General features: G+C 35.3%; 22 protein-coding genes. 11 read left to right on the top strand and 11 right to left on the bottom strand.

What is annotated here, in order from left to right; genetic code table 11:
- Positions 1–25: 25 nt before the first annotated feature.
- Complete coding sequence (locus ACFSTE_RS00850; RefSeq protein WP_378257963.1) at positions 26–1,159, bottom strand: hypothetical protein; 1,134 nt, start codon at positions 1,157–1,159, stop codon at positions 26–28.
- A 172-nt stretch (positions 1,160–1,331) separates the two neighbouring features.
- Positions 1,332–2,363, bottom strand: coding sequence for an aldo/keto reductase (locus ACFSTE_RS00845; protein ID WP_378257961.1), 1,032 nt, complete (start codon positions 2,361–2,363; stop codon positions 1,332–1,334).
- A gap of 379 nt (positions 2,364–2,742) precedes the next feature.
- Here ACFSTE_RS00845 and ACFSTE_RS00840 point away from each other — a divergent pair, with 379 nt between their 5' ends.
- On the top strand, positions 2,743–3,060 hold the full coding sequence (locus tag ACFSTE_RS00840) for a hypothetical protein (RefSeq protein ID WP_176028029.1): 318 nt from the start codon (positions 2,743–2,745) through the stop codon (positions 3,058–3,060).
- Positions 3,061–3,220: 160 nt separating this feature from the next.
- On the opposite strand, the gene ACFSTE_RS00835 is transcribed toward ACFSTE_RS00840, so the two are convergent.
- Complete coding sequence (locus tag ACFSTE_RS00835) at positions 3,221–3,520, bottom strand: hypothetical protein (RefSeq protein ID WP_378257959.1); 300 nt, start codon at positions 3,518–3,520, stop codon at positions 3,221–3,223.
- A gap of 251 nt (positions 3,521–3,771) precedes the next feature.
- Here ACFSTE_RS00835 and ACFSTE_RS00830 point away from each other — a divergent pair, with 251 nt between their 5' ends.
- From ACFSTE_RS00830 to ACFSTE_RS00820, 3 genes are all read left to right on the top strand, one after another.
- Positions 3,772–5,910, top strand: coding sequence for a TonB-dependent receptor plug domain-containing protein (locus ACFSTE_RS00830; protein WP_254884108.1), 2,139 nt, complete (start codon positions 3,772–3,774; stop codon positions 5,908–5,910).
- Between the two features lie 90 nt (positions 5,911–6,000).
- Entirely contained in the window at positions 6,001–7,404 is a 1,404-nt protein-coding gene (locus ACFSTE_RS00825; protein ID WP_378257957.1) for an HmuY family protein, read from the top strand.
- Positions 7,405–8,005: 601 nt separating this feature from the next.
- Positions 8,006–8,398: a hypothetical protein gene (locus tag ACFSTE_RS00820; protein ID WP_176028032.1), complete on the top strand. Its 393-nt coding sequence runs from the start codon at positions 8,006–8,008 to the stop codon at positions 8,396–8,398.
- A gap of 70 nt (positions 8,399–8,468) precedes the next feature.
- On the opposite strand, the gene ACFSTE_RS00815 is transcribed toward ACFSTE_RS00820, so the two are convergent.
- The 4 genes from ACFSTE_RS00815 to ACFSTE_RS00800 form a co-directional block, all read right to left on the bottom strand.
- On the bottom strand, positions 8,469–9,428 hold the full coding sequence (locus ACFSTE_RS00815) for an OmpA/MotB family protein (RefSeq protein WP_176028033.1): 960 nt from the start codon (positions 9,426–9,428) through the stop codon (positions 8,469–8,471).
- Between the two features lie 45 nt (positions 9,429–9,473).
- The gene (locus ACFSTE_RS00810; RefSeq protein WP_176028034.1) at positions 9,474–10,238 is read right to left on the bottom strand and encodes an exodeoxyribonuclease III; all 765 of its coding nucleotides are present in this window, start codon (positions 10,236–10,238) and stop codon (positions 9,474–9,476) included.
- 208 nt (positions 10,239–10,446) lie between these two features.
- Positions 10,447–11,109, bottom strand: coding sequence for an ATP-binding cassette domain-containing protein (locus ACFSTE_RS00805; RefSeq protein ID WP_378257954.1), 663 nt, complete (start codon positions 11,107–11,109; stop codon positions 10,447–10,449).
- A gap of 1 nt (position 11,110) precedes the next feature.
- Complete coding sequence (locus ACFSTE_RS00800) at positions 11,111–11,395, bottom strand: hypothetical protein (RefSeq protein WP_176028036.1); 285 nt, start codon at positions 11,393–11,395, stop codon at positions 11,111–11,113.
- Positions 11,396–11,573: 178 nt separating this feature from the next.
- Between ACFSTE_RS00800 and ACFSTE_RS00795 the strand changes: the two genes are divergently transcribed.
- Complete coding sequence (locus ACFSTE_RS00795; protein WP_176028037.1) at positions 11,574–11,927, top strand: hypothetical protein; 354 nt, start codon at positions 11,574–11,576, stop codon at positions 11,925–11,927.
- A gap of 6 nt (positions 11,928–11,933) precedes the next feature.
- Here the strand turns inward: ACFSTE_RS00795 and ACFSTE_RS00790 are convergent, their stop codons facing one another.
- From ACFSTE_RS00790 to ACFSTE_RS00780, 3 genes are all read right to left on the bottom strand, one after another.
- A complete protein-coding gene (locus tag ACFSTE_RS00790) occupies positions 11,934–14,930 on the bottom strand; it encodes a GEVED domain-containing protein (RefSeq protein WP_378257951.1) in 2,997 nt (998 codons plus the stop codon).
- Positions 14,931–15,158: 228 nt separating this feature from the next.
- Positions 15,159–16,694: a glycine--tRNA ligase gene (locus ACFSTE_RS00785; RefSeq protein ID WP_176028039.1), complete on the bottom strand. Its 1,536-nt coding sequence runs from the start codon at positions 16,692–16,694 to the stop codon at positions 15,159–15,161.
- A gap of 141 nt (positions 16,695–16,835) precedes the next feature.
- On the bottom strand, positions 16,836–17,717 hold the full coding sequence (locus ACFSTE_RS00780) for a hypothetical protein (protein WP_176028040.1): 882 nt from the start codon (positions 17,715–17,717) through the stop codon (positions 16,836–16,838).
- Between the two features lie 80 nt (positions 17,718–17,797).
- Between ACFSTE_RS00780 and ACFSTE_RS00775 the strand changes: the two genes are divergently transcribed.
- A complete protein-coding gene (locus ACFSTE_RS00775) occupies positions 17,798–18,478 on the top strand; it encodes a ComF family protein (RefSeq protein ID WP_378257949.1) in 681 nt (226 codons plus the stop codon).
- A gap of 55 nt (positions 18,479–18,533) precedes the next feature.
- Entirely contained in the window at positions 18,534–20,159 is a 1,626-nt protein-coding gene (locus ACFSTE_RS00770; RefSeq protein ID WP_378257947.1) for an Ig-like domain-containing protein, read from the top strand.
- A 15-nt stretch (positions 20,160–20,174) separates the two neighbouring features.
- On the opposite strand, the gene ACFSTE_RS00765 is transcribed toward ACFSTE_RS00770, so the two are convergent.
- A complete protein-coding gene (locus tag ACFSTE_RS00765) occupies positions 20,175–20,960 on the bottom strand; it encodes an amidohydrolase (protein WP_378257945.1) in 786 nt (261 codons plus the stop codon).
- 151 nt (positions 20,961–21,111) lie between these two features.
- Here ACFSTE_RS00765 and ileS point away from each other — a divergent pair, with 151 nt between their 5' ends.
- From ileS to ACFSTE_RS00745, 4 genes are all read left to right on the top strand, one after another.
- Positions 21,112–24,516, top strand: a complete 3,405-nt coding sequence (ileS, locus tag ACFSTE_RS00760; protein WP_176031047.1) for an isoleucine--tRNA ligase — start codon at positions 21,112–21,114, stop codon at positions 24,514–24,516.
- A gap of 4 nt (positions 24,517–24,520) precedes the next feature.
- Positions 24,521–24,904, top strand: coding sequence for a TraR/DksA family transcriptional regulator (locus ACFSTE_RS00755; protein ID WP_176028044.1), 384 nt, complete (start codon positions 24,521–24,523; stop codon positions 24,902–24,904).
- A 108-nt stretch (positions 24,905–25,012) separates the two neighbouring features.
- Positions 25,013–25,630: a hypothetical protein gene (locus tag ACFSTE_RS00750; protein ID WP_378257943.1), complete on the top strand. Its 618-nt coding sequence runs from the start codon at positions 25,013–25,015 to the stop codon at positions 25,628–25,630.
- A gap of 54 nt (positions 25,631–25,684) precedes the next feature.
- Positions 25,685–26,293, top strand: a complete 609-nt coding sequence (locus tag ACFSTE_RS00745) for a lipoprotein signal peptidase (protein ID WP_176028046.1) — start codon at positions 25,685–25,687, stop codon at positions 26,291–26,293.
- Positions 26,294–26,300: the final 7 nt, after the last annotated feature.

Below are 26,300 nucleotides of genomic sequence, written 5' to 3'. Positions count from 1 at the left end.
AAGCATCTCTTCTTTTCTTTCGTATTTATGGGTTATATATATTGACAGTATTTCCATTATCTATAAAAGACTGAATATCAACATCTCCCTGTGCAGAAGGAGTCCCCGCTAAAGAAATCGATTTTCCTGTAATAATAGGAGCAACTGTTAGTAAATGCGCAAAAAGAGCATCTATATCTGCAGTGTTTACTCTAGCTCTAGACGAAATATCGATATATTTAAAATCTATTAACGATGATAATTTTAAACTATTAACATCATATATCACCCCATCTTCCCAACTATACTGCAAATCAAAACGTTCTATCGTTTGAAGCTTTGAAAAATCTATATCTGTTAGATTATTATTTCTGGAAATATAAGAATCCTTAGCAGTCTCTAACACAGGAAAAGAAACCCCTAAAAGGCTTTGATGATTACTAATATGAATCCCATCTTCTAGAGTTATCAACGCTGGAAAATCTAATTGCTCTATCGCAACATTATCATAACATCTTATCGAGTTCGCTCGAGAAAGTTCCGGAAACTCCATAGCTATTAACGCCATATTATCACTAATGCTTATGCTGGTTTCCAGGTTCCCTTTTAAACGAGGAAAAGAAGCACTTTCCAGTTTTTCATTATTATCGATGTACACTGTTCCAAATGCTTCTTCTAAGTTTAAAGAGAGTGCCGTTATCTTCTTGTTGTTCGTAAAAAGAAAATTTTCTACCGACGATAAAGACGCCATATTAACCTGCTCTAACAATGGGTTTTTGTTTATTTTCACATAGTCGTATACCTCTTCTAAGCCTTCTATCTCAATAGAGGTCAACTTCTCATTATTGTTAATTTCCAGACGAACTAAGTCAACTGCTTTTGTAATGTGCAATCTGGTTAGATTACTGGTGTTTTTTATTAATATTACTTCCGTATATTCATTAATATCTTCCAGTTTTTTTGCCGCAGCATCATCTGTAATATCTCCGCTTAGCACAATATAGGTAGAGGAGCCCCCATCTTCTCCATCCTCACCATCTTTTCCATCTTTTCCATCCTTGCCGTCTATACCGTCTATACCATCCTTACCGTTTTTTCCATCTGCCCCATCTTCAGAACACGAGAATAAAACTCCTGCAAAAACAAATAAAAACATCTTAATCAGTAACTGTTTTCTCATAATATTCGATTGATTTTTAAAATTTTCAAACGAAATATACAGTCCTTCAAATTTCTTTTATTACAATCTTCTCTCTTTTTGCAGTCTTTTCAGTAAACAACCTTGTCTATTTATAAACAAACATATTTTCTCGTTCAATTCCAACATTATACCTCCTTCAAAAAAGATATTTTTAAGGAGCTGGGTTAGGATTATCCGCATGTACTGCATTAATTTCTTTTAGAATTTCTTTCGACAATGTTAGATTAATACTATCAATATTTTCTTTTAATTGTGCTACAGATGTTGCCCCGATAATATTACTTGTTACAAAAGGTCGATCTGTAACAAATGCCAAAGACATCTGCGTAAGACTAATCCCATATTTTTTGGCGATCTTATTATAGGCACGCGTCGCCTTAAATGAATTCTCATTATGATATCTGGAATATTGAGGAAACAATGTAACTCTTGCATTTTCAGGAGTGGCATCTAAATACTTTCCGGTCAATTGTCCAAAGCCTAAAGGAGAGTATGGCAAATGTCCTACATTTTCTCTATGCAACACCTCTGTCAACCCTATTTCATCTTTTCTATTTAACAAACTGTATGGGTTTTGAACCGTAATCATTTTCGGAGCACCTTTTCGGGCTTCTTCAATATAACGCATCACCCCATAAGGTGTCTCATTAGACAATCCTATATGCCTTATCTTACCAGACTGTATAAATCCTTCCAAACTTTGTAATACTGCCGCGAAATTATCTTCCCAAAGCTCTTTTTCGTAATGACTATATCCTAATTTGCCAAAAAAATTCGTATTTCTTTCCGGCCAATGCAATTGGTATAAGTCTATATAGTCTGTCTGCAACCTTTCTAAACTTTTATGTATAGCGTCTTCAAACTCAGATTTCACAAACTTACCTTCTCTTATATGTGCTGTAAACTCTGCAGGACCAACAATTTTAGAAGCAATTATCAGCTGATCTCTATTCTTGTTCTTTTGCAACCATGAACCAATAATTTTTTCCGTACTCCCTTGTGTTTCTTTTCTGGAAGGAATGGAGTACAATTCTGCGGTATCAATAAAATTCACCCCTTGACTCATGGCATAATCCAATTGTTCATGCCCTTCTTTTTCTGTGTTTTGCTCCCCCCAGGTCATCGAACCTAAGCAAATTTTACTCACCTTAATATCTGTATTCGGCAATTTTGTATATCTCATCTCTATAGAATTAAGTAATCATATCAATTTTGTCTTCCCAAAAATACATAATCTCTTTTAGGGGGTACCTATAAAAAAATCCCCTTTTTATGCACTTAGTGAGATTTAAAAACTTCGACACTTGTACCGAAAAATTTATAGTAGTTTCCCTTGAATACTTTGTAGCACTACTCCAAGGCAGTTGATTGCTTTTTTGGGAAGAAATTCCACAACTACATGATTCTTTCCACAATAAATTTTAATTCATTAAAAAATCCAAAAAACACTAATTAACTGAAAAACAGAAAGATGAGTATTGCGACTACTTTATTCTTCCTTTTGGAACAGTTCTTTCTCTGATATAAGCGAATTAACCTAATAATTAAAAATTTCAAGACTTATGAAAAAGCTAAGCATTTTAATCGCGGTATTTGTTGTTTCTTTCTCTTCAACAATCATAGCTCAGGGATCTCAGACTGCACCTGCTATAGAAGAAGCAGTAATAGAGGTAGCTCAGGAAAAGTATACAAAAGTAGCAACTGATCAGGTTTCTAATGTAGTAAAAGCTGCGGTAGAAAAAGATTTTGAAGGAGCTACAATAAAAGAAGCCTTCCAGGATGAAGAAGGAAACTTCAAATTAGTTCTAGTGATAGGCGAAGAAACAAAAACAGTATACGCTAATAAAAACGGAGAATGGTTCAACCCTAATAGTAAATAAGAACTCTTATAAACCAAGCTATTCTTAATACCTATAAAAAGAACTTCTGACGAAGTTCTTTTTTAGTTTATATCTTCTTTACACCTCTCCATCTATAATGCTATTGATGAATGAAATTTATTAACTCTGTGAAATAAAAAAAGCGCTATCCGCGCTACTTTTATGAAAGTGGTAAAATCTCGACCACTTTTCCATATACATTCTTCGTCCATCCATTAAGATGTCCTTTATTATTACCTATCAAAACGCCTCTTTTTATATTCTTTGCCTTTACCAGGTGCGTAAAACAAGCACCTCTTACCTTGCAAAAAACAATATCTCCTGGTTCGCAATCCATCCAGTCAGCAGGTACCAAGACAACAGCTTGCTTAGATTTCAAAATAGGTAACATAGAATTTCCTGGTTCTTTGGAGATAATCGTTTCTCCATTCAATAGTTTTTGAATCTTCCAATTCATCATAAAATAGTTTTAAAAATTAAACATTAATTCAAAAACTATGGAGTACAAAGAAATTTCATTCTTCCAGAACAGGTAACTAGAAAAGATTTTCTATTTACCGACAAATATACCATTTTTCAAAAAACCCACTTCCCTGCCAAAAAAAGAGAAGGGAATTTTCCCACAAATCCGATACGTTAAAAACATTAATTTTATTTAGACTTAATATAAATAAGATATATATTTGCATCATAAAAAAAAGAATAAAACTAATGACACGTTTAAAATCATATCTATTCTTGAGCCTGGGAGTACTTACAGCTCCTTTGTTTGCTCAGGAAAATAAACCCCAAGATTCTTTAAACATCGAACGTCTGGACAAAGTTGTAGTGACAGGTCAGTACAACCCTCAATCAGCAAAAAAATCAGTATTTGAAGTAAAAACAATTACACGATCCGAAATAGAAAATCAAGCGGGGAATAATCTTGCCGACATATTAAATACCACCCTCAATCTAAATATCATCCCCAATACATCTTCCGGAAAATCGGGAGTAAGCCTTTTTGGTCTGGACGGGCAATATTTTAAAGTCCTTATTGACAATATTCCTGTCATTAATGAAGAGGGAGTAGGAAACAACACCGATCTTACCTTAATAAATCTAGACGATATAGAGCGCGTAGAAATTGTCGAAGGATCCATGGGAGTACAATACGGATCTAATGCTGTTTCCGGAATTATAAATATTATTACCAAAAAACAATCCATACACAACTGGGAAATTGACGCTTATATTCAGGAAGAAACTGTCGGAGAAGAATATGAATTATTCGATAAAGGGCGACATGTTCAATCTATAAAAATCGGTCATAATCTCACAGATGAAATCTATTGGAATGCCTCTTATACTCATAACGATTTTGGAGGTTTCTGGAACGATCATCAAGGAAAAAACTACGATAAAGATGATGGATTGAGAGGGCATGAGTGGCTCCCTAAAGAACAACATAACGGAAATTTACTAGTCAACCTAAGCAGAGAGAACCATCGTTTCTTCTATAAGTTTAATTATTTTAATGAACGAATTGAAAAATTTGATAAAACGGTAAACCTTAACCCTAATGCAGCAACGCAAACAATCGATCCTGTAGGGTTAGATGAGATCTTTACAAATAACAGATACTACCATCACATCAATGGATTTGGAACGATTTCCGGTCAAGCCAATTACAACATCTCTGTTTCGTACCAGCAACAGCAAAAAGACTTGGAACGATATACATATCGAATCAGAAAAGATCAAAAGCTAAACAGAGATAGTCAGGAATACCTAAAAAGATCTGCACTGTTCTCCAGAGGTACCTTTAATAACATTATAAGTTCGAATACCCTTTCGCTTCAAGCTGGATATGAACTTACTTTAGAGGAAGGAAATGGTTCTCCATTTGCTATCACAATTGCCCCAGGGCAAGAAGAAGTAAAAAGAAGCTTAGATAACTATGATATATTTGCCTCGTCAGAAATCAACCTTTCGGATCGATTCTCTATTCGTCCGGGAGCACGTATTTCTTTTAGCAGCATTTTCGAAAATCAATATACCGGATCTTTAAGCTCCAAGTATCTATTCAAAAATAACATAGAACTAAGAACTGTTATTGGTACTGCTAACAGAACACCTAATTACAATGAACTATTTACATATTTTGTAGATGTCAATCACAATATACAAGGAAACCCAGGTCTAGATCCTGAACAAGGAGTATCTGCTTTTATACACCTTAAAAAACAATCTTGGTTAGCAAATGATAAATTAATATTGAGCAATAAAATAAGTGCTTCATATCTGGGGTTAAAAGACAGAATAGAACTAATTGTTGTAAACAGAACCCCTCTAGCATATCAATATAACAACATTGACAGTTATAAATCTTTTGGTGTATTTTCTGAAAACACCCTAAGATATGGAACTTTCTCTGCTCAGGTAGGAGGGTCTCTTCTTGGAATTTCCAAGATACTGGACAGCAAAGTAAACTCCAAAGATGATTTCTTATACAATCTGCAATTAAATGCAAACCTGGAATATTCTGTTCCTAAATGGAAAACTGTATTCGGTGTTTATTTCAAGCATATTGGTCAGCAACATCAATTTCGTGAAGAAACCAACGAAGAAGGGAATCAAGTATTTGTAAAAGGAACTACTGATGCCTATAGCTGGATGAATACGACCATCAGAAAGTCCTTTCTGTCGAATAAAATACATGCCACATTCGGAATCCGCAATCTGTTTGATGTGAGATCTATAGATACCAATGCGCTTTCCGGAGGAGCACATAGTGGTCGTCCTACAAGCATTCCGATTGCTTATGGAAGATCTTATTTCTTAAAACTAGCATACGATATCAACCTTTAATAAAAAGACAAAAAGCATTCGATCATTTCGATATAACCAATGATAAAAAGAATGACTGATTGCATCTGACAACTCATAAAAAACTAACAGATGAAACTCATAAAAAAAATAACCTTTGTTCTATTTTATGGAATAACACTACTATTATTTCAGGCATGTAGTGATGATGAGACTCTTACTCCTGATCCTTTTGTTGTTGCTTTTAAAAACCTCTCCTCAAATCTTTCGGAGATTCCCAATCAAACAGAAATCAAACTTGTATATTCTGAGGTAGCTGAAGAAAACGGTAGTTTTACTATTTCCATAGATGCCAAAAATGCACGTTACGGTATTGATTTCACCACGGTTCCTGAAGCTGTAAACAATCAGATTAAATTACCTATCACTATTGGAGAAGCTGCCAGTAAAATTGTCTTCAAAAAATTGAGTCCTTATATGGATGAAACTACGGATATCAAGCTTAATATCACGAACATCAGTTATAACGGATCTAATATACAAGGGAATATTGAATATGCCCTAGGAACATCTCCCTCTCTGGGAGGAAATATACAAGTTAATGTTGGGGGGCCCAATCAACCCAATCAAGCTTTTATTGATCTTAGTAGCGGAATTGCCACCACTCCAAGAAGGGATTCCTGGGATTTAGGTTTCTACGGAGGAGCACACTTCAGAGTTACGATAAACGGAGCTCTATATATGGCTACAAAAGCCTTAGATACTGACGATATCGATAGTGTCAATGAAGCTTCTGTCATTGCTATACAACCAGAAGTTGCTGTAGGGACTTTCAGAGCAGATAATATTGCATATATTGACGCTCCTAACGGAAATATACTAGAAACTGCCATTGCAGAAATTTCTGTTACACCTTCTGAAAATAAAGTATACCTTCTTAATTTAGGAAGCGAAGTTAGCACAGAAACTCCTAAACCTGGAAGCGTAAGTATCTCTGGAGGGAAAAGAGGCTGGAAAAAGATAAGAATTACCAGAGAAGGGAATGAATATATTCTTCAATACGCAAACTTAAATGACACTACTCATCAACAAATCCGAATCAGCAAGAATGCAGCTTATAACTTTACCTTTTTTAGCTTTGAAAAGAATGCAGTAGTTCCTGTAGAACCGGAAGCATCTAAGTGGGATGTAGGATTTACCGTATTCACCAATGCAATTACCGGATATGGTTCTTATGGGTTTTCGGATTTTATCATTCACAATAGAAAAGGAAGTGTCACTGCCTATAGAGTCAATACGGAAGATATTCCTTATGAAGACTTTACATTAACGAGTGTAGAGGATACTCTTTTCTCCGAAGACCAAACAGCTATTGGAAGTAGCTGGAGAAGTGTTTTTAAGAAAGTGGCACATTCAGATCGTTATTACATCCTTAAAGATGCTAATGGCAATATCTATAAAATAAGATTTACAGCCTTAACCAATAGTGATGGGCTTAGAGGCTACCCTGAATTCGAATACAAATTATTACAATAAACTATAACACCTTTCATCTATGACAGCAGGAAAAGGGTAAAAAAAGAACTAATCTCGAGCAACCGATGTTTTGTTAATTGATACCCCAAATCGCCCCCTTTTCCTGCATTTATACAAAAAACTAAACCCAGCACACAAATAAAAATGTACTATCGTTTAACCCTCAAAACAGTTCTATATGATCATACGATGAAATTTTATTAGCCAGAATATCAAAAAGAGATCTTATCTGTTTTTTCCTTTTTTTTAAATGTATTTTATATCTATGTTTCATGTTTGTTGCTAATTATTCATAGAAATTAACGAATCCACCCTAATACATTTGTAAAAAATAAAAACATGAGAAAGATCTCTTTCTCTTTTTATCACGAAAAACTATAGTACCAGTACTGTATTATCCTGAAAATCTTTTAATACAAAAAATCCTTTCATTATATTTTTCAATTCATGGCATACTTTTTGGTTTTTGTTAAATAAATTAACTACTTTACATCATGTTTAACCTACATAATTAACAATAAAAGGATCTTTGTTCCGTTTAGAAATGCGTGAAACTGATCGTAGTAGTTTTTATTAATCATTTTATAACACCCTCAATATCATGAAGAAAATTTTTCTATTTTGTTTTGTTTTTACTTTGGGACTTACTTCCCAAGCTCAAGAGAACTGGTCTACCTTAATGGAGGTATTTGATCAGGTATATTCTGTTGCTACAGATGTTGGAAAAGAAACAGACAAAGTTATTGCAAAAGGAAATGTTATTTCCATTGTTAAAGAAAACGGAACTGTATCCCTACAAAAAAAGAGAGATAAGTCCGTTCCTATTGAATTCTATGAGTATGTACTTGTAACTACTACAGGAAAAGAAATTAAATTAGACAAAATGCAATCTGAAAAAGTCATCGAAAAGTTTCAGGTTGTACTCCAGCGAGTGAAGGAAAGTCTGAAAGAAAATAACTCTAAAGAAGTAGAAAGTATACTTAACAGTTTATAAACTTCCTACTTACAGCGTAAAAAAACGCCTTGGGTTCTCCAAGGCGTTTTTTTATATGATCATTATCGTATTAAATATCGTTCAACAGTTTAGAAATTTCATCCAGCTTAGGTGTCAATATTACTTCTATTCTTCTGTTTTTAGCTCTTCCATCTGTGCTGGTATTCGAACTTACAGGAGAGAACTCTCCTCTTCCTGCTGCTGTCAGGTTCTGTGGATCTATTTTTTTGTTTTGCAATAAAATATTCACAATTGCTGTCGCTCTTTTAGTAGAAAGATCCCAGTTCCCTTTTAGTTGTCCATTTCCGGTATAAGGAACATTATCTGTATGTCCTTCAATCAGTACTGCTATATCAGGGTTTTGCCCTAATACAGTTCCTAATTGATCCACTGCCTGTTTTCCTTTTCCTCCTACTGCCCAGCTTCCTGAGTCAAACAACAGTTTGTTCTCCATGGAGATATATACTTTTCCATTTCTTTCTTCTACTGTAAGTCCTTTTCCTTCAAAATTTCTCAAAGCTTTGGAAATAGATGCTTTTAACGCCTGCATTTTGGCATCTTTTGCTGCAATTAACCCTTCTAGTTCATCCACTCTTTTTGACCTCAATGCCAAATCTTTTTGAAGCTTTTCTAATCTTGTTCGTTCTTTTGCCAATGCATTTTCTTTCTCCTCCAGTTGCTTCAGTAATTTTCTGTGCTGCCTACTGTTTTCCGCCATCGCCTCAGAACTATTCCTTCCTAGTGCATCAAAAGAATCTTCCAGCTTCTTATAGTTTGCTGTAGCATTATCATATTGTTGTTGTAATGCATCTCTTTCTTCTTGTAATTTTCGAAAATCGCCTCTTAGTTTTTCTAAATTTGCTTTCTCCCTGTTATTCTCATCTGTCAGGGATGCATATTTATCATTCAGTTTTCTATGATCTCGCTTTAATCGCGCATATTTATTCTCCAGTTCTCTATGTACTTTTGTTGAGACACACGATGTCGCTAATGCGCCAATCATTGTAATCACCAGCCATCTTCTAATCATTATTCTTCTGTTTTATTGTTTTATTGTTTTTTCAATCACCTCTTATCACACTGATAATTCTACTACTATAGGGCAGTGATCACTGTGTTTTGCCTCCGAAAGAATAACTGCTCTGGAGAGTTTCTCTTCTAGAGGCTTTGAAACCATCCCATAATCCAAACGCCATCCCTTATTATTTGCTCGAGCATTTGCTCTATAGCTCCACCATGAATATTGATGCGGTTCATTATTAAAATACCTAAATGAATCTATAAACCCACTGTCTATAAAAGCACCTATCCACTCTCGTTCTTCCGGCAAAAAACCTGAGACATTTTTATTTCTAACCGGGTCATGGATATCAATTGCCTGATGACAAATATTGTAATCTCCGCAAATAACAAGATTCGGCAGCTCTTTTTTTAAGGAGTTAATATACTCCTGAAAATCTGCCATATACTTTAGTTTGTGTTCAATTCTGGCAACATTCGTCCCACTGGGAAGGTACAAACTCATCACAGATACTCCATCGTAATCAGCCCGTATATTACGACCTTCACTATCCATATAATCGATGCCTGTACCATACTCCACATGAGTGGGTTCTGTTTTTGAAAGAATCGCTACTCCACTATATCCTTTTTTCTCTGCGCTATACCAATATGTATACGGGTATCCTGCTTCTTTAAAAACTTCCAAATCTAACTGGTCTTTTGTCGCTTTGATTTCCTGTAGACAAATAACATCCGGATTTGCCTGTTGCAACCAATCTATAAATCCTTTTTTGAGGGCAGCTCTAATTCCATTTACATTATACGATATGATCTTCATTGATTTCTTTTTTATCACTACAAACTAAGTGCATCTACATTATAAATAAACAACTGGAATATCTATTGAGTGACTATTTTATCCTAAACAAAATTAAACTGTAGTCCAAAATTAACAGACATCTAATACCACATTCCTAATTGCTAAGATATTCTAAAAGCTACTATATTTCCAAAGAAGTAACCTGCGAATATCACGTCTTATTTGACTACCGAAGATATCCTGCTATTTTCAAATCATCTGCTGAATTAATTGGGATCAATTTTCTATCTTTTACCAAAATATTACGATCTGATATTGTTAATACATCCTCATAATAATGATCGGTAATAATGATTCCTTTTTCTTTCTTGGCGGACAATAACAATTCTTTTATTCTTTCCTTATACAATGGCTGAATCATAGAAAAAGGTTCATCCAGCATCAAAAAAGGATGATCGCAGTTCATTAAAAAAAGAACCTCCAGATATCGTAGCGCCCCCAAGGATAATTTTCCTACTCTCGTTTTTTCGAGTTTATGTACTCCTGGAGCATAAAATATTGCATCTTGCTTCGCTTCTTCCGGGAAAAACAAAGGGATGAGATCCCTGACACTTTTTTCTTTTGGTAAAAAAGAATTTTGCGGCAAGTACCCTATCTTTTTCTCTCTGATTATTTTTTGAAAGGTCATTCTTTTACCATCTATTAACACCTGTCCTTCATCTTTTTTAATCACTCCATAAATACATTTAAGCAGCGTAGATTTTCCGGAGCCATTTCTGCCAAATAAACCAATAATCTCTCCAGAATAACACCATAAAGAGATATTTTCCAATATAGGTACTCTGTTAAACGATTTATGCATCCCTCCTATAAACAATGCCTGATTCATCTTATATAAAAATTACGGTTATACCAGTAAAAGGAATAAGCAAACATCCATGTAGCAGAAGTACTTTTTTTAATAAATCTGTTCTGGTAAACCCCAAATTATAATACATATAATATTCCTGCTTTTTAAATATTTGAAACCCGATCAATCCAATAACAATCCCTATTGTAAAAAAGAATAGTATTGCCCAAAAAACGCCAAACAGGTATCCGCTTAACAAGCAAAAGAGAAGGTTAAATAGATTAATCTCATAATAATATTTCAGAATGGCCCTATAATATTTCATATATGGTATTGCTTTTCAATACTAAATACCTCAGAAAAGCAGGTTTGTTGCAAAGGTTTTCTGCACGCCCCATAATCAGCAACTTATTTACCCCCTTTATAAACACTGACTTACAAGCATAAAACCATAAAAAATAATGTATTTTTATACGACGGTATGTACTTAACACCTAATTCACATGAAAAATATATGTATTTCTGTTTTATTGATGATCATACTCGGATGTACCACAGGGAAGAACACACATAAAAACAAACTTAGCGCTACAATGTCTAAAGAAAATTTAGTTTCTCAGATGAAGAAAGAAGGATATAGTAAGGGAAGTATTACTACAAACAAAAATGCACAATGTCCGTATGTCTTAACTGTCGAAGAATTTAAAGATCAGTTAGACCCTATAAACCTGAATGATTTTTACAAAAAAAATCCTCCCGCTCTAGTTTGGGTTAAATACAGTAGTTTACGAAGAAAAAGCAGATGTGCTGATGCACGCCCAGTTTTGATTAATGAGATCAAAATACGAGAACATTAGATCTCATCATTGAACAACAAACTTAACTACTTTACCATCTTTTTCATTTCCTAAACGAGCGAAATAAATTCCCGATCTGCGATAAGACATATCTATTTCATATGAAAAGCGTGCATTGGCATCTCTTCTGACCTTATTAGAAGCAATTATTTGCCCTAAAATGGTAAAAATATAGATTCGTAATTCTTCTTCTTCAATCGAAGAGTCACTCATTGTTATCAAGAATTTATCATTGGATTGATCAACAGCAATTAAGTCTGTTGTCGGCACCGTATTTTCTCCAATCTTTATAGAATAATCATGTGTAGTTCCAAACTGCATAGAATCACATGCATCATTCAGCTTACCTCCATCATTCGTCTCAGTATCTCCTGCACGAATTCTCAAAAGATGTGTCCCTTCTACAGCATTTTCTCCAAATGTAATCAAGAAATCCTGCGCTGTATCTCCTTCTTTAATAACTTCATTATCTAATAGCATCTCTGATGCTTCAAATAGTGCATTATCATTAAAATCCACCCATAATGACAGTCGCTCTGCTGTATCTGAAGCATAACCCGCTTTAACCGTCATAACATAAGCTCCAACTGCCTTATCTATATTAATCACCAGATTGGTAAAGTCTTCATAGCCGGAATCACAAGGAATTTCCATATTCGACACATTAGCCAACTCAAATGATGTAATTCCATCTCCAAATTTCTCACAATCCGAGGTTGGAGAACACAACATATGCTCTACTGTCTTTAAAAGAATATCATTTTCTGTGTCTTCGTCTCCTTCTAACACTGTTCCCAACTCGAATTCATATACCTGAAATTCCAATAAATTTGCTGTAGTGGTAAAACTATAGGTAACGGTCTCATCAGGGGCTATTGTACCTGTATATACTTCATTAATTCGCTCTCCATTATTCACGCTATAAAAAACCGGAATATTTGATTGAGCTTCTCCTCCATAGTTTCTTATTTTTATTTGTATTTCCTGCTCGGCAGAAAGTCCTCCTCCTGTAACCGGAGATACCAGTCCCGACACTCCAACATCCTTAGCAAACAGATTGTGAACAATCACTGTTGCACAATCATTTTCTGTCATTTCATCACCTGCAAGATTTGATTCTGCCTGAATTGTAAATGTTTTTCCTCCTGCCAGGTTTGCTGTTGCATCAAAAGTAAAAGAAGCTTGTTCTCCTGCTGCCAATGTCCCTGTAAAAATCTCATTTACAACTGCTCCTCCATCTACACTATAAGAAACCGGTATATTCGATTGCGAAGCAGTCCCAAAATTCTGAAGAATGATAGTTACTTGTTCTGAACTTGTAAAAGTTTTATCACCGGGAGATTGAATACTCACTACTCCAATATCGTTCGTTATTGCTTCCGCTACTTTAAATGCACCTACTACATTCCTGGAGTTTTCCCCTACACCTTTAAAATATTCTGCAATATGCCAGAAGGTCTGATCATCTCTTGGGTCTATTGTCAATTGAGCGTAATCTCCATAACGCTCTCCTCCATTTCGCTGTACATCTGTACCAATAGCAATATCCTGTTCTACTATCGTCATTGTCCCAAGGGGATCATTCATCAAACGTCCTGTATATCGTATCGAAGGATAACTATTTTCTGTAGCGCCATTTTCCACTGTTCCCATAGTTGTATATCCCATTCCAATATTCCCATATCGATCCATTCCCATACTTGCACACCAGGCACTTTTTCCATCAGGAGATTCATAAGTCCCTTCTTGGTATACTGTCCAGGGTTGATCATCTCCATTTTGTCGCAGCTCATACCATCGTATTGCTGCTATATTATCCGAATCCGGTCGATCATCAATGTCTACTGCAAAATTCATTACCACACTGTTATAACTACAAAATCTCCGATAATTACTGGCAAACATCAAGGCTCCTTGTAGTACATCTATATCCTGACCTTCTCCTCCGGGTTGAGGTAAATTACTAAAAGAACCTCCATCAAAAACAGAATCAAAAGCAGTAATATCTCCATTACTAACCGTTAATAATTCGGCTTCTTCGATAGTCGAGTTTTCCGGATTGAACCAATCCACATTAATTGTCCATAGTTTTATCGCGTCTTCGGCAACTCCTTCCCATGCATCATCATGGTAGTAGGCAATCTTTGCATTTCCTTCTGGTGGTAATACCACCCCTGTCGCATTAAACGATGCCGGACTATAAAAACCTCCGATCTTTGCTCCAGGCAATGGAAATCCTACCATCTGAGCATCCGGATCTCCTACAAGCATTTTGTCTCTTTCGATTGCAAATACAACTTCAGAAGTATTTAATGTTCCTTGATCTTTATTAGCGGTAACGTAGTATCCATCTGACCAAATAGAAAACTTAGTATAATCTGGGAAGGTTCCTGTCTCAAACCTATAGGTATACCAACCATCATTAACCGGATCTGGTCCTTTGGATATTGCTACTAAAAATCCATTGGGTGTATCAGAAAATTGTGTGATAACGAAGCGGTCTGCAAAATTATCATATAGTACAATAGGATCCCCTGCAGATTCTCCCGGCCATATATTTTCTAAAGAAGTAGAAGCAACTAACTCATTCCCACTCCTATCATGAATTGTAAAAGCAAAGTTCTTTGCACTCACATAATGATTGGGACCAACAGCTCCTGTCGGATCCGATGGTGCTGCTGACGAGGTATTTGTTTCAAAAACAACAGAAGGAGATTTTCCCCTTCGTTGTGCAGATTTTGATCTGCGTTTTTTCAGAATAAGTTCATCCTGTCCAACCGGATACCCTTTTCCCGGCACTATCTTATTCCCATCTGTTCTTCTGGGGTTGATAGGTCCCTGCCTCGGTTTCTCAGGAATTAATTTTTTCCCGGAAATCGGAGTAACCTCTCTCATATATTTAGCTGTTGTTACTAATGTAGCTTTTCTTTCCTCTTTTTTTTGAGAGAATGCGATTGCTGTACAAAGCAAAAAAGAGAAAATTACTATCTTTTTTAACAACATAACTGTTGATTTTAAAAATTTACGAGCTACTAAAATACAATTAAACTTGAATATAGCACAAGTCTATTTTACTTAATATCTTTCAATTAAAACACCAAAAGGGGGTAATTTATTATCTGCTTTGGGTATACATTTTATTTTTGCAAAACTTTTTCTTCTTTTTTTTAACAAAAAAGCTGCTCTGTACAGAGCAGCTTCAGTATACTTATTAAATCTTTTTATCCTAATTTATTTCAACCAGAATTCCGGATCTGTTTTTTCTGAGATTATCGTTTTTAAGGCAGTTATAGATACTCGTTTTTGTTCCATTGTATCTCGATCTCTTATGGTTACTGTCTGATCTTTCAGCGTATCGTGATCTATTGTTATACAATAAGGGGTTCCATTTGCATCTTGTCTTCTATACCTTCTACCAATCGCATCTTTATCATCATAGACTACATTAAATTTCCATTTTAGATCGTCTACTATTTTCTGTGCTATTTCTGGAAGTCCATCTTTCTTGACCAATGGTAAGATAGCTGCTTTTACAGGAGCGACTACAGCAGGAAGTTTTAATACGGTTCTTGTCGTACCATCTTCTAATTTTTCTTCCTGAAGCGCCGTAGAGAACACTGCCAAGAACATTCTGTCCAGTCCTACGGATGTTTCTACTACATACGGCACATAACTTTCTTTTAATTCTGGATCAAAAAACTGTAGCTTCTTACCTGAATACTCCTCATGTGCTTTAAGATCAAAATCTGTTCTGGAGTGTATTCCTTCTAATTCTTTAAATCCAAATGGGAAATTAAATTCTATATCTGCTGCTGCATTTGCATAATGCGCCAGTTTTTCATGATCGTGAAAACGGTAATTTTCCTCTCCTAATCCAAGGGATAAATGCCATTTTAGTCTTGTTTCCTTCCAATACTCATACCATTTCATTTCTTCTCCTGGACGAACAAAGAACTGCATTTCCATTTGTTCGAACTCACGCATTCTAAAAATAAATTGTCTTGCTACAATTTCATTTCTAAAGGCTTTTCCTGTTTGTGCAATTCCAAAAGGAATTTTCATCCTCCCGGTTTTTTGCACATTTAGGAAATTCACAAAGATTCCTTGCGCTGTTTCTGGTCTAAGGTATAATTGAGTTGCAGAATCAGCAGAAGCACCAAGTTTTGTTCCAAACATCAGATTAAACTGCCGAACATCCGTCCAGTTTTTAGACCCTGTTTCCGGATCCGCTATCTCTAATTCTTCTATTAATGCTTTTACATCTTCCAAGTCCTCATTTTCTAAGGATTTTGCCAGACGCTTAAGAATTTCATCTTTTTGAGATAGGTATTTAACTACTCTTGGATTAGTACTTACAAATTGAGCTTCATCAAATGAGTCCCCGAATCTCTTTTGTGCTTTTTTAATTTCTTTCTGAGCCTTTTGATTTAATTTCTCTGCATAGTCCTCAACCAAAACATCAGCCCTATATCTCTTTTTAGAGTCTTTATTGTCAATCAGAGGGTCATTAAATGCATCTACGTGACCGGATGCTTTCCAGGTGGTAGGATGCATAAATATTGCAGCGTCCAACCCTACAATATTCTGGTGCATATACACCATACTCTTCCACCAATACTCTCGTATATTCTTTTTTAGTTCGATTCCGTTCTGTCCATAGTCATAAATAGCACTAAGCCCGTCATAAATCTCACTAGAACCAAAAATATACCCATACTCTTTAGCGTGGGCAATAACCTTTTTAAATTTATCTTCTTGATTTGCCATGACACAAAAATAATCGAATTTACATGAATTAAAAATGAAATTATTTAATTAATAAACACCTTGATGTATTCTAAAAAAGAGAATTAAAAAAACCACCTATCTAGGTGGTTTTTATTATATCTTGATACGTTATATACTGAACTATCTAAGTTCAAATTTCGTATTTGCAATCATTTTTGGTCCAGAGAATAAATTCACTACATAGTTTCCTTCTGTAATTTCTCCTTCTGCTGTATCAACAAGGATACAAACATCCAGTGCAGAATTCTCATAGAACACTTTGTTCTTTCCACTATATGTAAGAACTGCATCATCAAAATTAACTGAGATTTTATCTCCAATCAGATTGTTTTGAGGGTTAATTACCTGTACAAATAAGTCTTTATCTCCTTTCTTAGACAGTTTATTCGGTGCTAATGTAAAACATACTCTTACTTTCTCAGCTCTAGAAGCTCTGGAAGTACTCACAATTTTACCACTATTACGAACTTTAACTCCTTCTACTTTGATATTCGCAGCCGTTAGAGTCGAACCTCTTTCTACAATCTCTGCTAATTTTGTGTTTTGAGACTGAAGAGAGTCTGCCAGAATGATTCGCTCATTCAATGCAGTAGAAGTACTATCAAGATCAGTTGCCAGCTGAGTATTCGCTGCTGTCAAGCTATCTGCTAATTTAAACAGGCGTTCTCTCTCTTTCTTCAATTTTCCAACTTCTCTTCTATATCTGGAAATCAAAGCTAGGTTTGCTTCATTGTCTTTTACGCTATCCAACAAAACTACAATTCTCTCCTTTGCTTTTAGCAGGTGGTCATCCATTACCTCATTAAGAGCAATTGCATTATCATATTTGGTTATTAATTCGCCCAATTCGCTTTCTATAAGGTCTTTTTCTTGCTGTAGGATGGCTTTATTTCGTTTTTCTTCATTGTAAAACTTGTACGTAAAAATCCCTAAAATTAATAGCAATCCTCCTAAAACTCCTATTAGAATTTTGAGGGTCAGGTTATTGTTCTGGTTCGTCATAATAATTTCTTAATTTTGATGGTTACGATAAAAAGTAAATATAAATTAAATTTAGTAATTAATGCTAATTCTATTATGCTATGCTAAGCGATCTAGCGTATCTTTTTTATCCTATATATTGTGCTGCTTGCGATACACCTCTTCATAAAAACGAAAGGGTATTGTGTACCTCTTGTCGCCATATACTCCCGCTGGGCAATTTCCATAACGTAAACGCCAAAAGTATAGAAAAAGTATTCTACGGACGTGTTAAAATTGAAAACGCAACTTCTTTATTCATTTTTCACAAAGGAGGTTTGGTCCAGAATTTGCTGCATAATTTAAAATACCGAGGAAGAGAATCTATCGGAAAAGAGCTAGGAAAATGGCTGGGAGAAGAACTACGACATATCCCTTCTTATCAAACCATTACAGCCATTATCCCTGTACCTTTGCACAAAAAAAGATTCCGACAAAGAGGTTATAACCAAGTAGAAAAATTCGGAAAAGAAATCGCAAAAAAACTTGATGCTACCTATATTGATACGGTCTTAAAAAAAAGTTCCTACACTCCGAAACAATCAAAAAAAGGAAGACTATACAGATGGCGAAATACCGCTGAAACATTTCATATCCAAAAAGAGTCTTTATTAAAAAACCAACATATATTATTAGTCGATGATATTGTAACAACAGGTTCAACAATAGAAGCTTGTATTAATAAACTCAAATCCATCGAGGGAATTAAAATAAGTATCGCTACAATTGCAATTGCAGAATAGTTTTTTCTTTGTTCCAAATAGTTGTTTCTTTGTGTCTCAAAATTGTAAAGGTGTTATGTTTAAAAGACCTACTCTATTATATATAGCTGTATTGTGTTTATTATTTTTAGCAAATTGTGCTAAAAAAGGATCTATTTCGGGAGGAGAAAAAGATGTAACTCCCCCAGAATTTATAAAAGCACTACCGGCAAATTACAGTACGTCTTTTGACAAACGAGAAATCCGAATCTATTTTGATGAATATATCAAATTAAAAGATTATCAAAAACAGATTGTTATTTCTCCTCCTATGAACACCAAACCTATCATTACTCCTTTGGGCACTGCCAGCAAGTATATCCGAATTAAATTTCAGGATTCTTTAATTCCCAATACTACGTATAGCATTAATTTCGGACAAAGCATTGTAGATAACAACGAAGGAAATCCTCTACCGTATTTTAGATATGTATTCTCTACCGGAAAAACCTTAGATTCACTATCGCTACAAGGGACTATTACTGATGCCTTACAGAAAAAAACAACTTCTTTTGTTACAGTAGCGTTATACCCTGTTGATGAAAATTATACAGACTCCCTTGTCTATAATGAGGTTCCGCGATATATTACCAATACACTGGACAGCACAGGGTTTAAATTCGACAACCTAAAGGAAGGAACATACAAGCTGGTTGCTTTAAAAGATAAATCTTCAAATTACACATATCAGCCCAAGGAAGATATGATTGGTTTTTATCAAGAAAATATTTCCCTTCCTGCAGACACAAGTACAGCCTTTAACATCAATATTTTCAAGGAAATCCTTGATTTCAAAGCATTAAAACCGAAACAGATTTCTAAAAACGCCTTTATTTTTGGTTATGAAGGAGCAGCAGATAGTTTACAAATCAAACTACTATCGGAAACTCCCGAAGATTTTGTAAGCAAAGTAATCCCTGTAAAAGATAAAGACACCGTGCAATATTGGTTTACTCCTTTTTTTGAAACGGATTCTTTGAAATTTCAGGTTACGAATGCTCCTCATTACAAAGATACTTTACTTACCCGGTTCAAAGACCAGTACAAGGATTCTTTAATGGTAAAAAGTGATATTCAGGGACATATTCCCTTTGACAAACATTTTTCTTTTTCTGCCAATACCCCCTTGACATCAATAGACAAAGAACGAATTACAATTACAGATAAAGATACCACTTCTGTTCCCTTTAAAGCACATTTGGACAGCATATCCAACAATGCATCCCTTACTTTTGAAAAAGCTGAAAACGATTTTTATACAATTACCTTACTACCAGAAGCTGTATCCGATTTTATTGGCAATGTCAATGATACTTTGACATTCGCCATTCGAACAAAAAAATATTCTGACTACGGAAAAATCTTTCTAACACTAAAAGAAGTACAGCAATATCCTGTTTTGGTACAACTGACAGACGAAAAAGGGATTGTTTATAAAGAACAAGTAGCTTCTGATGATAAGACTATTGTCTTCGAAAACCTGTTACCGAATAAATACAATATCCGGGTTATTATTGATGAGAATAAAAATGAAAAATGGGATACTGGTAACTTCCTGAAGCAACTACAACCAGAAAAGGTACACCATTATCCGGAGGTGATCGATGTACGAGCTAACTGGGAGCTAAAACAAATATTTACTATACAAAACGAAGACGAATAAAAGACTACAAAGCATTTAAAGATGAATCGTAAAACGATCAGCATCTTCCAGAAACGGGAATTTTTTTCGAGTCTTATCGAGATGGTTTTTATCAAGAGATGTGTAAATTACACTTTCTTTTTCCAGCAAACTGGCATCTGACAACTCTTTCCCAAGCATATCAAATACCCGGGAATGCCCATTATATTCATATCCATTCCCATCGAGTCCGACCCTATTAACCCCGATGCAATATGACATATTCTCAATTGCTCTGGCTTTTAATAAAGCATCCCAGGCTTCAATTCTGATTTTAGGCCAACTTGCCACATATAGCAGCACATCATATTCCTGAGTATTTCTCGCCCATACCGGAAATCTTAGATCATAACAAATCAATGGTCGTATTCGCCACCCTTTATACATTATTACTAACTGATCCGATCCGGCTTTATATACCTGATGTTCTTTTGCCAGCGTAAATAATTGTCGTTTATTATATGTATGCATTTTTCCACTGGGCTCTACAAATACAAAACGATTGTAATACGCTCCCTCCTCTATAACGGTTAAACTTCCGCAAATAGCTATCTTCTTTTCTCCAGCTAACTGCTTCATCCATTTAATAGTTTCTCCTTCTGGGGCTTCTGCTACTTCATATGGATTCATCGTAAATCCAGAAGTAAACATTTCTGGAAGGACGACAATATCTATTCCTTCATTTACAGCATGTATTTTTTTACCTAAAACTGCCCTGTTTTGAACTGGATTCTCCCATGCTAAGTGACTTTGAAATAACGCAAGATGAAGTATATTATTCATATAAAAACAACACTAATGATTTTCTCCGAGAAAGATACTTAATCTTTTATTATTCTCAAGGATTTTAATTGAGCACATGTATTATCAATAATCCCTCGACATTTTTCAAGAAAATCCTTATTTTCGCAACCTTAACAGAATGAAAGATTCCATGAGCACTAAGTTTACTGAATACAAAGGACTTGACTTGCCAAAAGTGGCAGAAGACATACTTGATTTTTGGCAGAAAAATAATATTTTCGAAAAGAGTATCACCGAACGGGAAAACGCAGCACCTTTTGTGTTTTTTGAAGGACCGCCATCAGCAAATGGACTTCCTGGTATTCACCACGTTATGGCTCGTGCGATTAAAGATATTTTCTGTAGATACAAAACACAAAAAGGATATCAGGTAAAGCGAAAAGCTGGATGGGACACACATGGTCTTCCTGTAGAACTTGGTGTAGAAAAGGAATTAGGAATCACCAAAGAAGATATCGGCAAAAAAATCAGTATAGAAGAATATAACGAAGCTTGTAAAAAAGCGGTAATGCGTTATACCGACATCTGGAATGATCTCACAGAAAAAATAGGATATTGGGTTGATATGGAAGACCCATATATTACCTATAAGTCCAAATATATGGAGAGTGTGTGGTGGCTTCTTTCTCAGATATACAAAAAAGGACTACTGTATAAAGGATATACAATACAACCGTATTCTCCAAAAGCAGGGACAGGATTAAGTTCTCATGAACTTAATCAACCCGGAACATATCAGGATGTAACAGACACTACTGTTGTCGCTCAGTTCAAAGCAAAAAAAGAAACACTTCCTTCGCTATTTGCAGATGTAGAAGGAGACATTCATTTCCTTGCCTGGACCACGACTCCCTGGACACTTCCCTCTAATACAGCCCTTACCGTAGGACCAAAAATTGATTATGTGCTTGTAAAAACTTATAATCAATATACTTTTGAACCTATTCAGGTAATCTTGGCTAAAAACCTGGTTGGAAAACAATTTTCAGGAAAGTTTGTCCTTGCCGAATCAGAAGAAGCTCTTACTAATTTTAAACAAGGAGATAAGAAAATCCCTTACATTATCACCAAAGAATGTAAAGGAGCAGATTTAGCAGAAATCAGATATGAACAACTTTTAGATTTTGTATTACCAAACGATACTCCTGAAAATGCTTTTCGAGTAATTACAGGAGATTTTGTCACTACAGAAGATGGAACAGGAATTGTTCACACAGCTCCTACCTTTGGTGCAGACGATGCCCTGGTTGCCAAACAAGCAACTCCTGAGGTTCCTCCAATGTTAGTAAAAGATGACAACGGAAACCTGGTACCACTTGTAGACCTGCAAGGTAAGTTTACAAAACACGTTGGAGAGTTTGCCGGAAAATATGTAAAGAATGAATACTACAATGAGGGAGAGGCTCCGGAAAAATCAGTCGATGTAGAGATCGCAATCAAATTAAAAATAGAAAATAAGGCCTTCAAGGTTGAAAAATACGTGCACAGTTACCCTAATTGCTGGAGAACTGACAAGCCTATACTATACTATCCATTAGACTCTTGGTTTATAAAGGTCACGGACTTTAAAGATCGTATGCACGAATTAAACCTGGGAATCAACTGGAAACCTAAAGCTACAGGAGAAGGACGATTCGGAAACTGGCTTGCCAATGCTAATGACTGGAACTTATCCCGTTCTCGTTTTTGGGGAATTCCATTACCGATCTGGAGAACTGAAGACAGAAAAGAAGAAATCATCATTGGTTCTGTAGAGGAATTAAAAGCTGAAATGGAAAAGGCTGTAAAAGCAGGAGTATTGGATCGTGATCTTTTTGCAGACTTTGTCGTAGGAGATATGAGCGAAGAGAACTATGATAAAATAGATCTTCATAAAAATGTAGTAGACAATATAACGCTGGTTTCTGATTCAGGAAAACCAATGAAGAGAGAAAGCGACCTTATTGATGTTTGGTTTGATTCTGGAGCGATGCCATATGCACAATGGCATTACCCATTCGAAAACAAAGAAAAAGTAGAATCCGGAGACAGAAAAGCCGATTTTATAGCAGAAGGAGTAGACCAGACACGAGGTTGGTTCTACACGCTACATGCCATCGGAACAATGATCTTCGATGATGTTGCCTATAAAAATGTCGTTTCAAACGGGCTAGTACTCGACAAAAATGGTCAGAAAATGTCAAAACGACTAGGGAATGCGGTCGATCCTTTTGAAACATTAAAAACATACGGACCTGATGCTACCAGATGGTATATGATTAGTAATGCAAATCCCTGGGATAACCTAAAATTTGATTCAGAAGGAATTGCTGAAGTACGTCGTAAATTCTTTGGTACGCTATACAATACGTATTCTTTTTTTAGTTTGTATGCCAACATCGATAACTTTACCTATAATGAAGAAGATGTCCCATTAGCAGAACGACCAGAGATAGACCGATGGATTTTAAGTGAACTTCATTCGCTGATCAAAAATGTAGATGCGTATTACAACGATTACGAACCAACAAAAGCCACCAGAGCCATTTCAGACTTTGTACAGGAAAACTTAAGCAACTGGTTTGTTCGATTAAGCAGAAGAAGATACTGGAAAGGAGATTACCAACAGGATAAAATTTCTGCATATCAGACCTTATACACCTGTATGCTCACTGTTGCCAAATTAGGAGCTCCTGTAGCCCCTTTCTTTATGGATCGCCTTTATAAAGATTTGACAAAATACACCAATAAAGAATCGCATGAGAGTGTGCATCTGTCTACATTCCCTGAATTTGATGAAAAATTTGTAGACAAGGCTTTAGAACGCAAAATGCAAAAGGCACAGATTATATCATCCCTAGTGCTTTCACTACGTCAAAAAGAAAAAATAAAAGTACGTCAACCACTTCAGCGTATTATGATTCCGATCCTTACAAATGAAGAAAGAGACGAAATTTCGCAAATCGCTGATTTAATTAAAAATGAGGTAAATGTAAAAGACATTGAACTTATAGACGATGCTTCGGGAATCCTCGTTAAGCAAATAAAACCTAATTTTAAAGCATTAGGACCTCGTTTCGGAAAAGACATGAAGCTGATTGCCAGTGAAATACAAAAATTAGATCAAAAAAGTATCAAAACCCTAGAACAAACTGGTCGTTTTGACATAGAAATTAATGATAAAATTATTACCTTAGAGACAAGTGATGTTGAGATTAGCTCACAAGATATCGAAGGTTGGCTGGTTGCTAATTCTGGTCCATTGACCGTTGCACTGGACGTAACGATTACACCGGAACTAAAAAAGGAAGGTATCGCCAGAGAGCTTATCAACAGAATACAAAACATTCGTAAGGATAGTGGCTTTGAAGTGACAGATAAGATAGAAATCGTTTTCCAGGAAAATGAAATCATCAGAGACGCTATCAGTACTAATGAAGCGTACATTAAAAATGAAACTTTAACCAAAACAATTGATTTTGCGGAAGATATAATAAATGGTACAGAAATTGCGTTTGATGACATCGCAACCCAATTGTTAATTAAAAAACATTAAGAGCATGGCAGGAGACATAAAAGCAAGGTACAGTGATTCAGATCTGGCAATGTTTAAGGAAATCATTCTCGAAAAAATGGAAAAAGCCAAAAAAGATCTGGAATTACTACAAAGCTCATACAAAAATGATGGTAACAACGGAACAGATGATACCTCACCTACTTTCAAAGCCTTTGAAGAAGGAAGTGAGACAATGTCTAAAGAAGCGAATACGCAGTTAGCAATCCGTCAGGAAAAATTTGTACGAGATTTAAAAAACGCCTTATTACGAATCGAAAACAAAACGTATGGTGTCTGTAGAGTAACTGGAAAATTAATTAATCCAGAACGTCTGAAGTTAGTTCCTCATGCTACACTAAGCATTGAGGCAAAAAATATGCAGAAGTAAGCTACCTCAGCGTAAAAACAGCTACTGAATAATTTTATACAAAAGTGTTTTCTGATATGATTATTAGAAAACACTTTTTTATATCCCTTCCTTTTCTACTATATACTTGTGAAACTACTGCTCTCCATCTTGTTATTGCTAAACTCTTCCTTACTTCTGGGACAATACAGGTCTGAAAAAGAGCAGGCTCTTAACGGTATTGACAGCATTGTATTCATCATGAATTACAGCCACAGTATTCATATAGAAAATACGCAAGAAGTAAAAATGCACATCGAAACAATGGCAGACGGAGAGTATAAAAACAATGTATTATTACGAATCGAGCAAAAAAATAAAACGCTATACGTTACTGAGGTATTACAACCATTTCTCTCTATAGAAGATGACAAGTTAAGTGCTCATAAAATCTTTTCGTTAAAAACCCGCATCCGACTTCCATCACATCTTTATGTTACTACAAAATCAACAACAGCCACACTTGCTACAGAAGGCTCTTTTAAGCACCTATTCACTGAACTGAATAGTGGTTCCTGCATCCTTACATCTTTTGTAGGAGACGCTATTATTAATACTTATAGAGGAGACATTACCCTATACACTAAAAATGCAACGATCTCCTCCCGCTCTGTTACCGGGAATATCTCTTCAGAACCTATTTTTGGACAACATCAAATCCGGTTAAAATCCATAAGTGGCAATATAAATATTCACAAAATAAAATAAAACACTATTTTTGTTCGTCATCAAATTATTGACTTGTCTAAATCAAAAGTATATATGTCATTAAAGAAGTCTATTTTAGTTATAATTTTGGTTCTGTTAATAGATCAAATCTCCAAGATTTACATCAAAACTACTTTTACACTGCATGAAGAAGTAAAAGTTTTTGACTGGTTCAGAATTATTTTTGTAGAAAACAAAGGAATGGCATGGGGAGTAGAGCTCCCTGGTAATTACGGGAAACTAATCCTGACATTATTCAGGCTTGTTGCTATTACAGGTATTGCCTATTGGTTATACGACTCTATTCGCAAAAATAGTGCTCCAATCCTTACCTTTTGTATTGCATTGATTTTTGCCGGTGCTTTTGGAAATATTGTAGACTCTCTTTTTTACGGTTTATTATTCAATGAAAGTACTGCTGTACAAGTTGCACAGTTCCTTCCTGAAGGTGGAGGGTATGAAACTCTTTTCTATGGGAAGGTTGTCGACATGATCCAGTTTCCATTGTACAATGACATCCTGCCTGAATGGATCCCATTTATAGGAGGCACTCACTTTTCCTTTTTTGATCCTGTATTTAATATTGCTGATTCAGCTATTAGCATTGGTGTTTTTCTTCTCATTATCTTCAACAAAAAGGCATTCCCTAAAAAAGAGGCATAATAAGTTT

Origin of the sequence: Aquimarina hainanensis, assembly GCF_042684685.1 — a bacterium.
Taxonomy (GTDB): Bacteria; Bacteroidota; Bacteroidia; order Flavobacteriales; family Flavobacteriaceae; genus Aquimarina; species Aquimarina hainanensis.
Note: the sequence above shows the minus strand (reverse complement) of the source record. Positions and strands in the feature narration are given on the sequence as shown.

Excerpts from the sequence above, each read along its gene's own strand:
- ACFSTE_RS00845 (WP_378257961.1), bottom strand. The coding sequence starts at position 2,363 with ATGAGATATACAAAATTGCCGAATACAGATATTAAGGTGAGTAAAATT.
- ACFSTE_RS00775 (WP_378257949.1), top strand. The coding sequence starts at position 17,798 with ATGCTAAGCGATCTAGCGTATCTTTTTTATCCTATATATTGTGCTGCT.
- ACFSTE_RS00785 (WP_176028039.1), bottom strand. The coding sequence starts at position 16,694 with ATGGCAAATCAAGAAGATAAATTTAAAAAGGTTATTGCCCACGCTAAA.
- ACFSTE_RS00820 (WP_176028032.1), top strand. The coding sequence starts at position 8,006 with ATGAAGAAAATTTTTCTATTTTGTTTTGTTTTTACTTTGGGACTTACT.
- ACFSTE_RS00780 (WP_176028040.1), bottom strand. The coding sequence starts at position 17,717 with ATGACGAACCAGAACAATAACCTGACCCTCAAAATTCTAATAGGAGTT.
- ACFSTE_RS00810 (WP_176028034.1), bottom strand. The coding sequence starts at position 10,238 with ATGAAGATCATATCGTATAATGTAAATGGAATTAGAGCTGCCCTCAAA.
- ACFSTE_RS00790 (WP_378257951.1), bottom strand. The coding sequence starts at position 14,930 with ATGTTGTTAAAAAAGATAGTAATTTTCTCTTTTTTGCTTTGTACAGCA.
- ACFSTE_RS00745 (WP_176028046.1), top strand. The coding sequence starts at position 25,685 with ATGTCATTAAAGAAGTCTATTTTAGTTATAATTTTGGTTCTGTTAATA.
- ACFSTE_RS00755 (WP_176028044.1), top strand. The coding sequence starts at position 24,521 with ATGGCAGGAGACATAAAAGCAAGGTACAGTGATTCAGATCTGGCAATG.
- ileS (WP_176031047.1), top strand. The coding sequence starts at position 21,112 with ATGAGCACTAAGTTTACTGAATACAAAGGACTTGACTTGCCAAAAGTG.
- ACFSTE_RS00840 (WP_176028029.1), top strand. The coding sequence starts at position 2,743 with ATGAAAAAGCTAAGCATTTTAATCGCGGTATTTGTTGTTTCTTTCTCT.
- ACFSTE_RS00815 (WP_176028033.1), bottom strand. The coding sequence starts at position 9,428 with ATGATTAGAAGATGGCTGGTGATTACAATGATTGGCGCATTAGCGACA.
- ACFSTE_RS00805 (WP_378257954.1), bottom strand. The coding sequence starts at position 11,109 with ATGAATCAGGCATTGTTTATAGGAGGGATGCATAAATCGTTTAACAGA.
- ACFSTE_RS00830 (WP_254884108.1), top strand. The coding sequence starts at position 3,772 with ATGACACGTTTAAAATCATATCTATTCTTGAGCCTGGGAGTACTTACA.
- ACFSTE_RS00770 (WP_378257947.1), top strand. The coding sequence starts at position 18,534 with ATGTTTAAAAGACCTACTCTATTATATATAGCTGTATTGTGTTTATTA.
- ACFSTE_RS00850 (WP_378257963.1), bottom strand. The coding sequence starts at position 1,159 with ATGAGAAAACAGTTACTGATTAAGATGTTTTTATTTGTTTTTGCAGGA.
- ACFSTE_RS00835 (WP_378257959.1), bottom strand. The coding sequence starts at position 3,520 with ATGATGAATTGGAAGATTCAAAAACTATTGAATGGAGAAACGATTATC.
- ACFSTE_RS00765 (WP_378257945.1), bottom strand. The coding sequence starts at position 20,960 with ATGAATAATATACTTCATCTTGCGTTATTTCAAAGTCACTTAGCATGG.
- ACFSTE_RS00795 (WP_176028037.1), top strand. The coding sequence starts at position 11,574 with ATGAAAAATATATGTATTTCTGTTTTATTGATGATCATACTCGGATGT.
- ACFSTE_RS00825 (WP_378257957.1), top strand. The coding sequence starts at position 6,001 with ATGAAACTCATAAAAAAAATAACCTTTGTTCTATTTTATGGAATAACA.
- ACFSTE_RS00800 (WP_176028036.1), bottom strand. The coding sequence starts at position 11,395 with ATGAAATATTATAGGGCCATTCTGAAATATTATTATGAGATTAATCTA.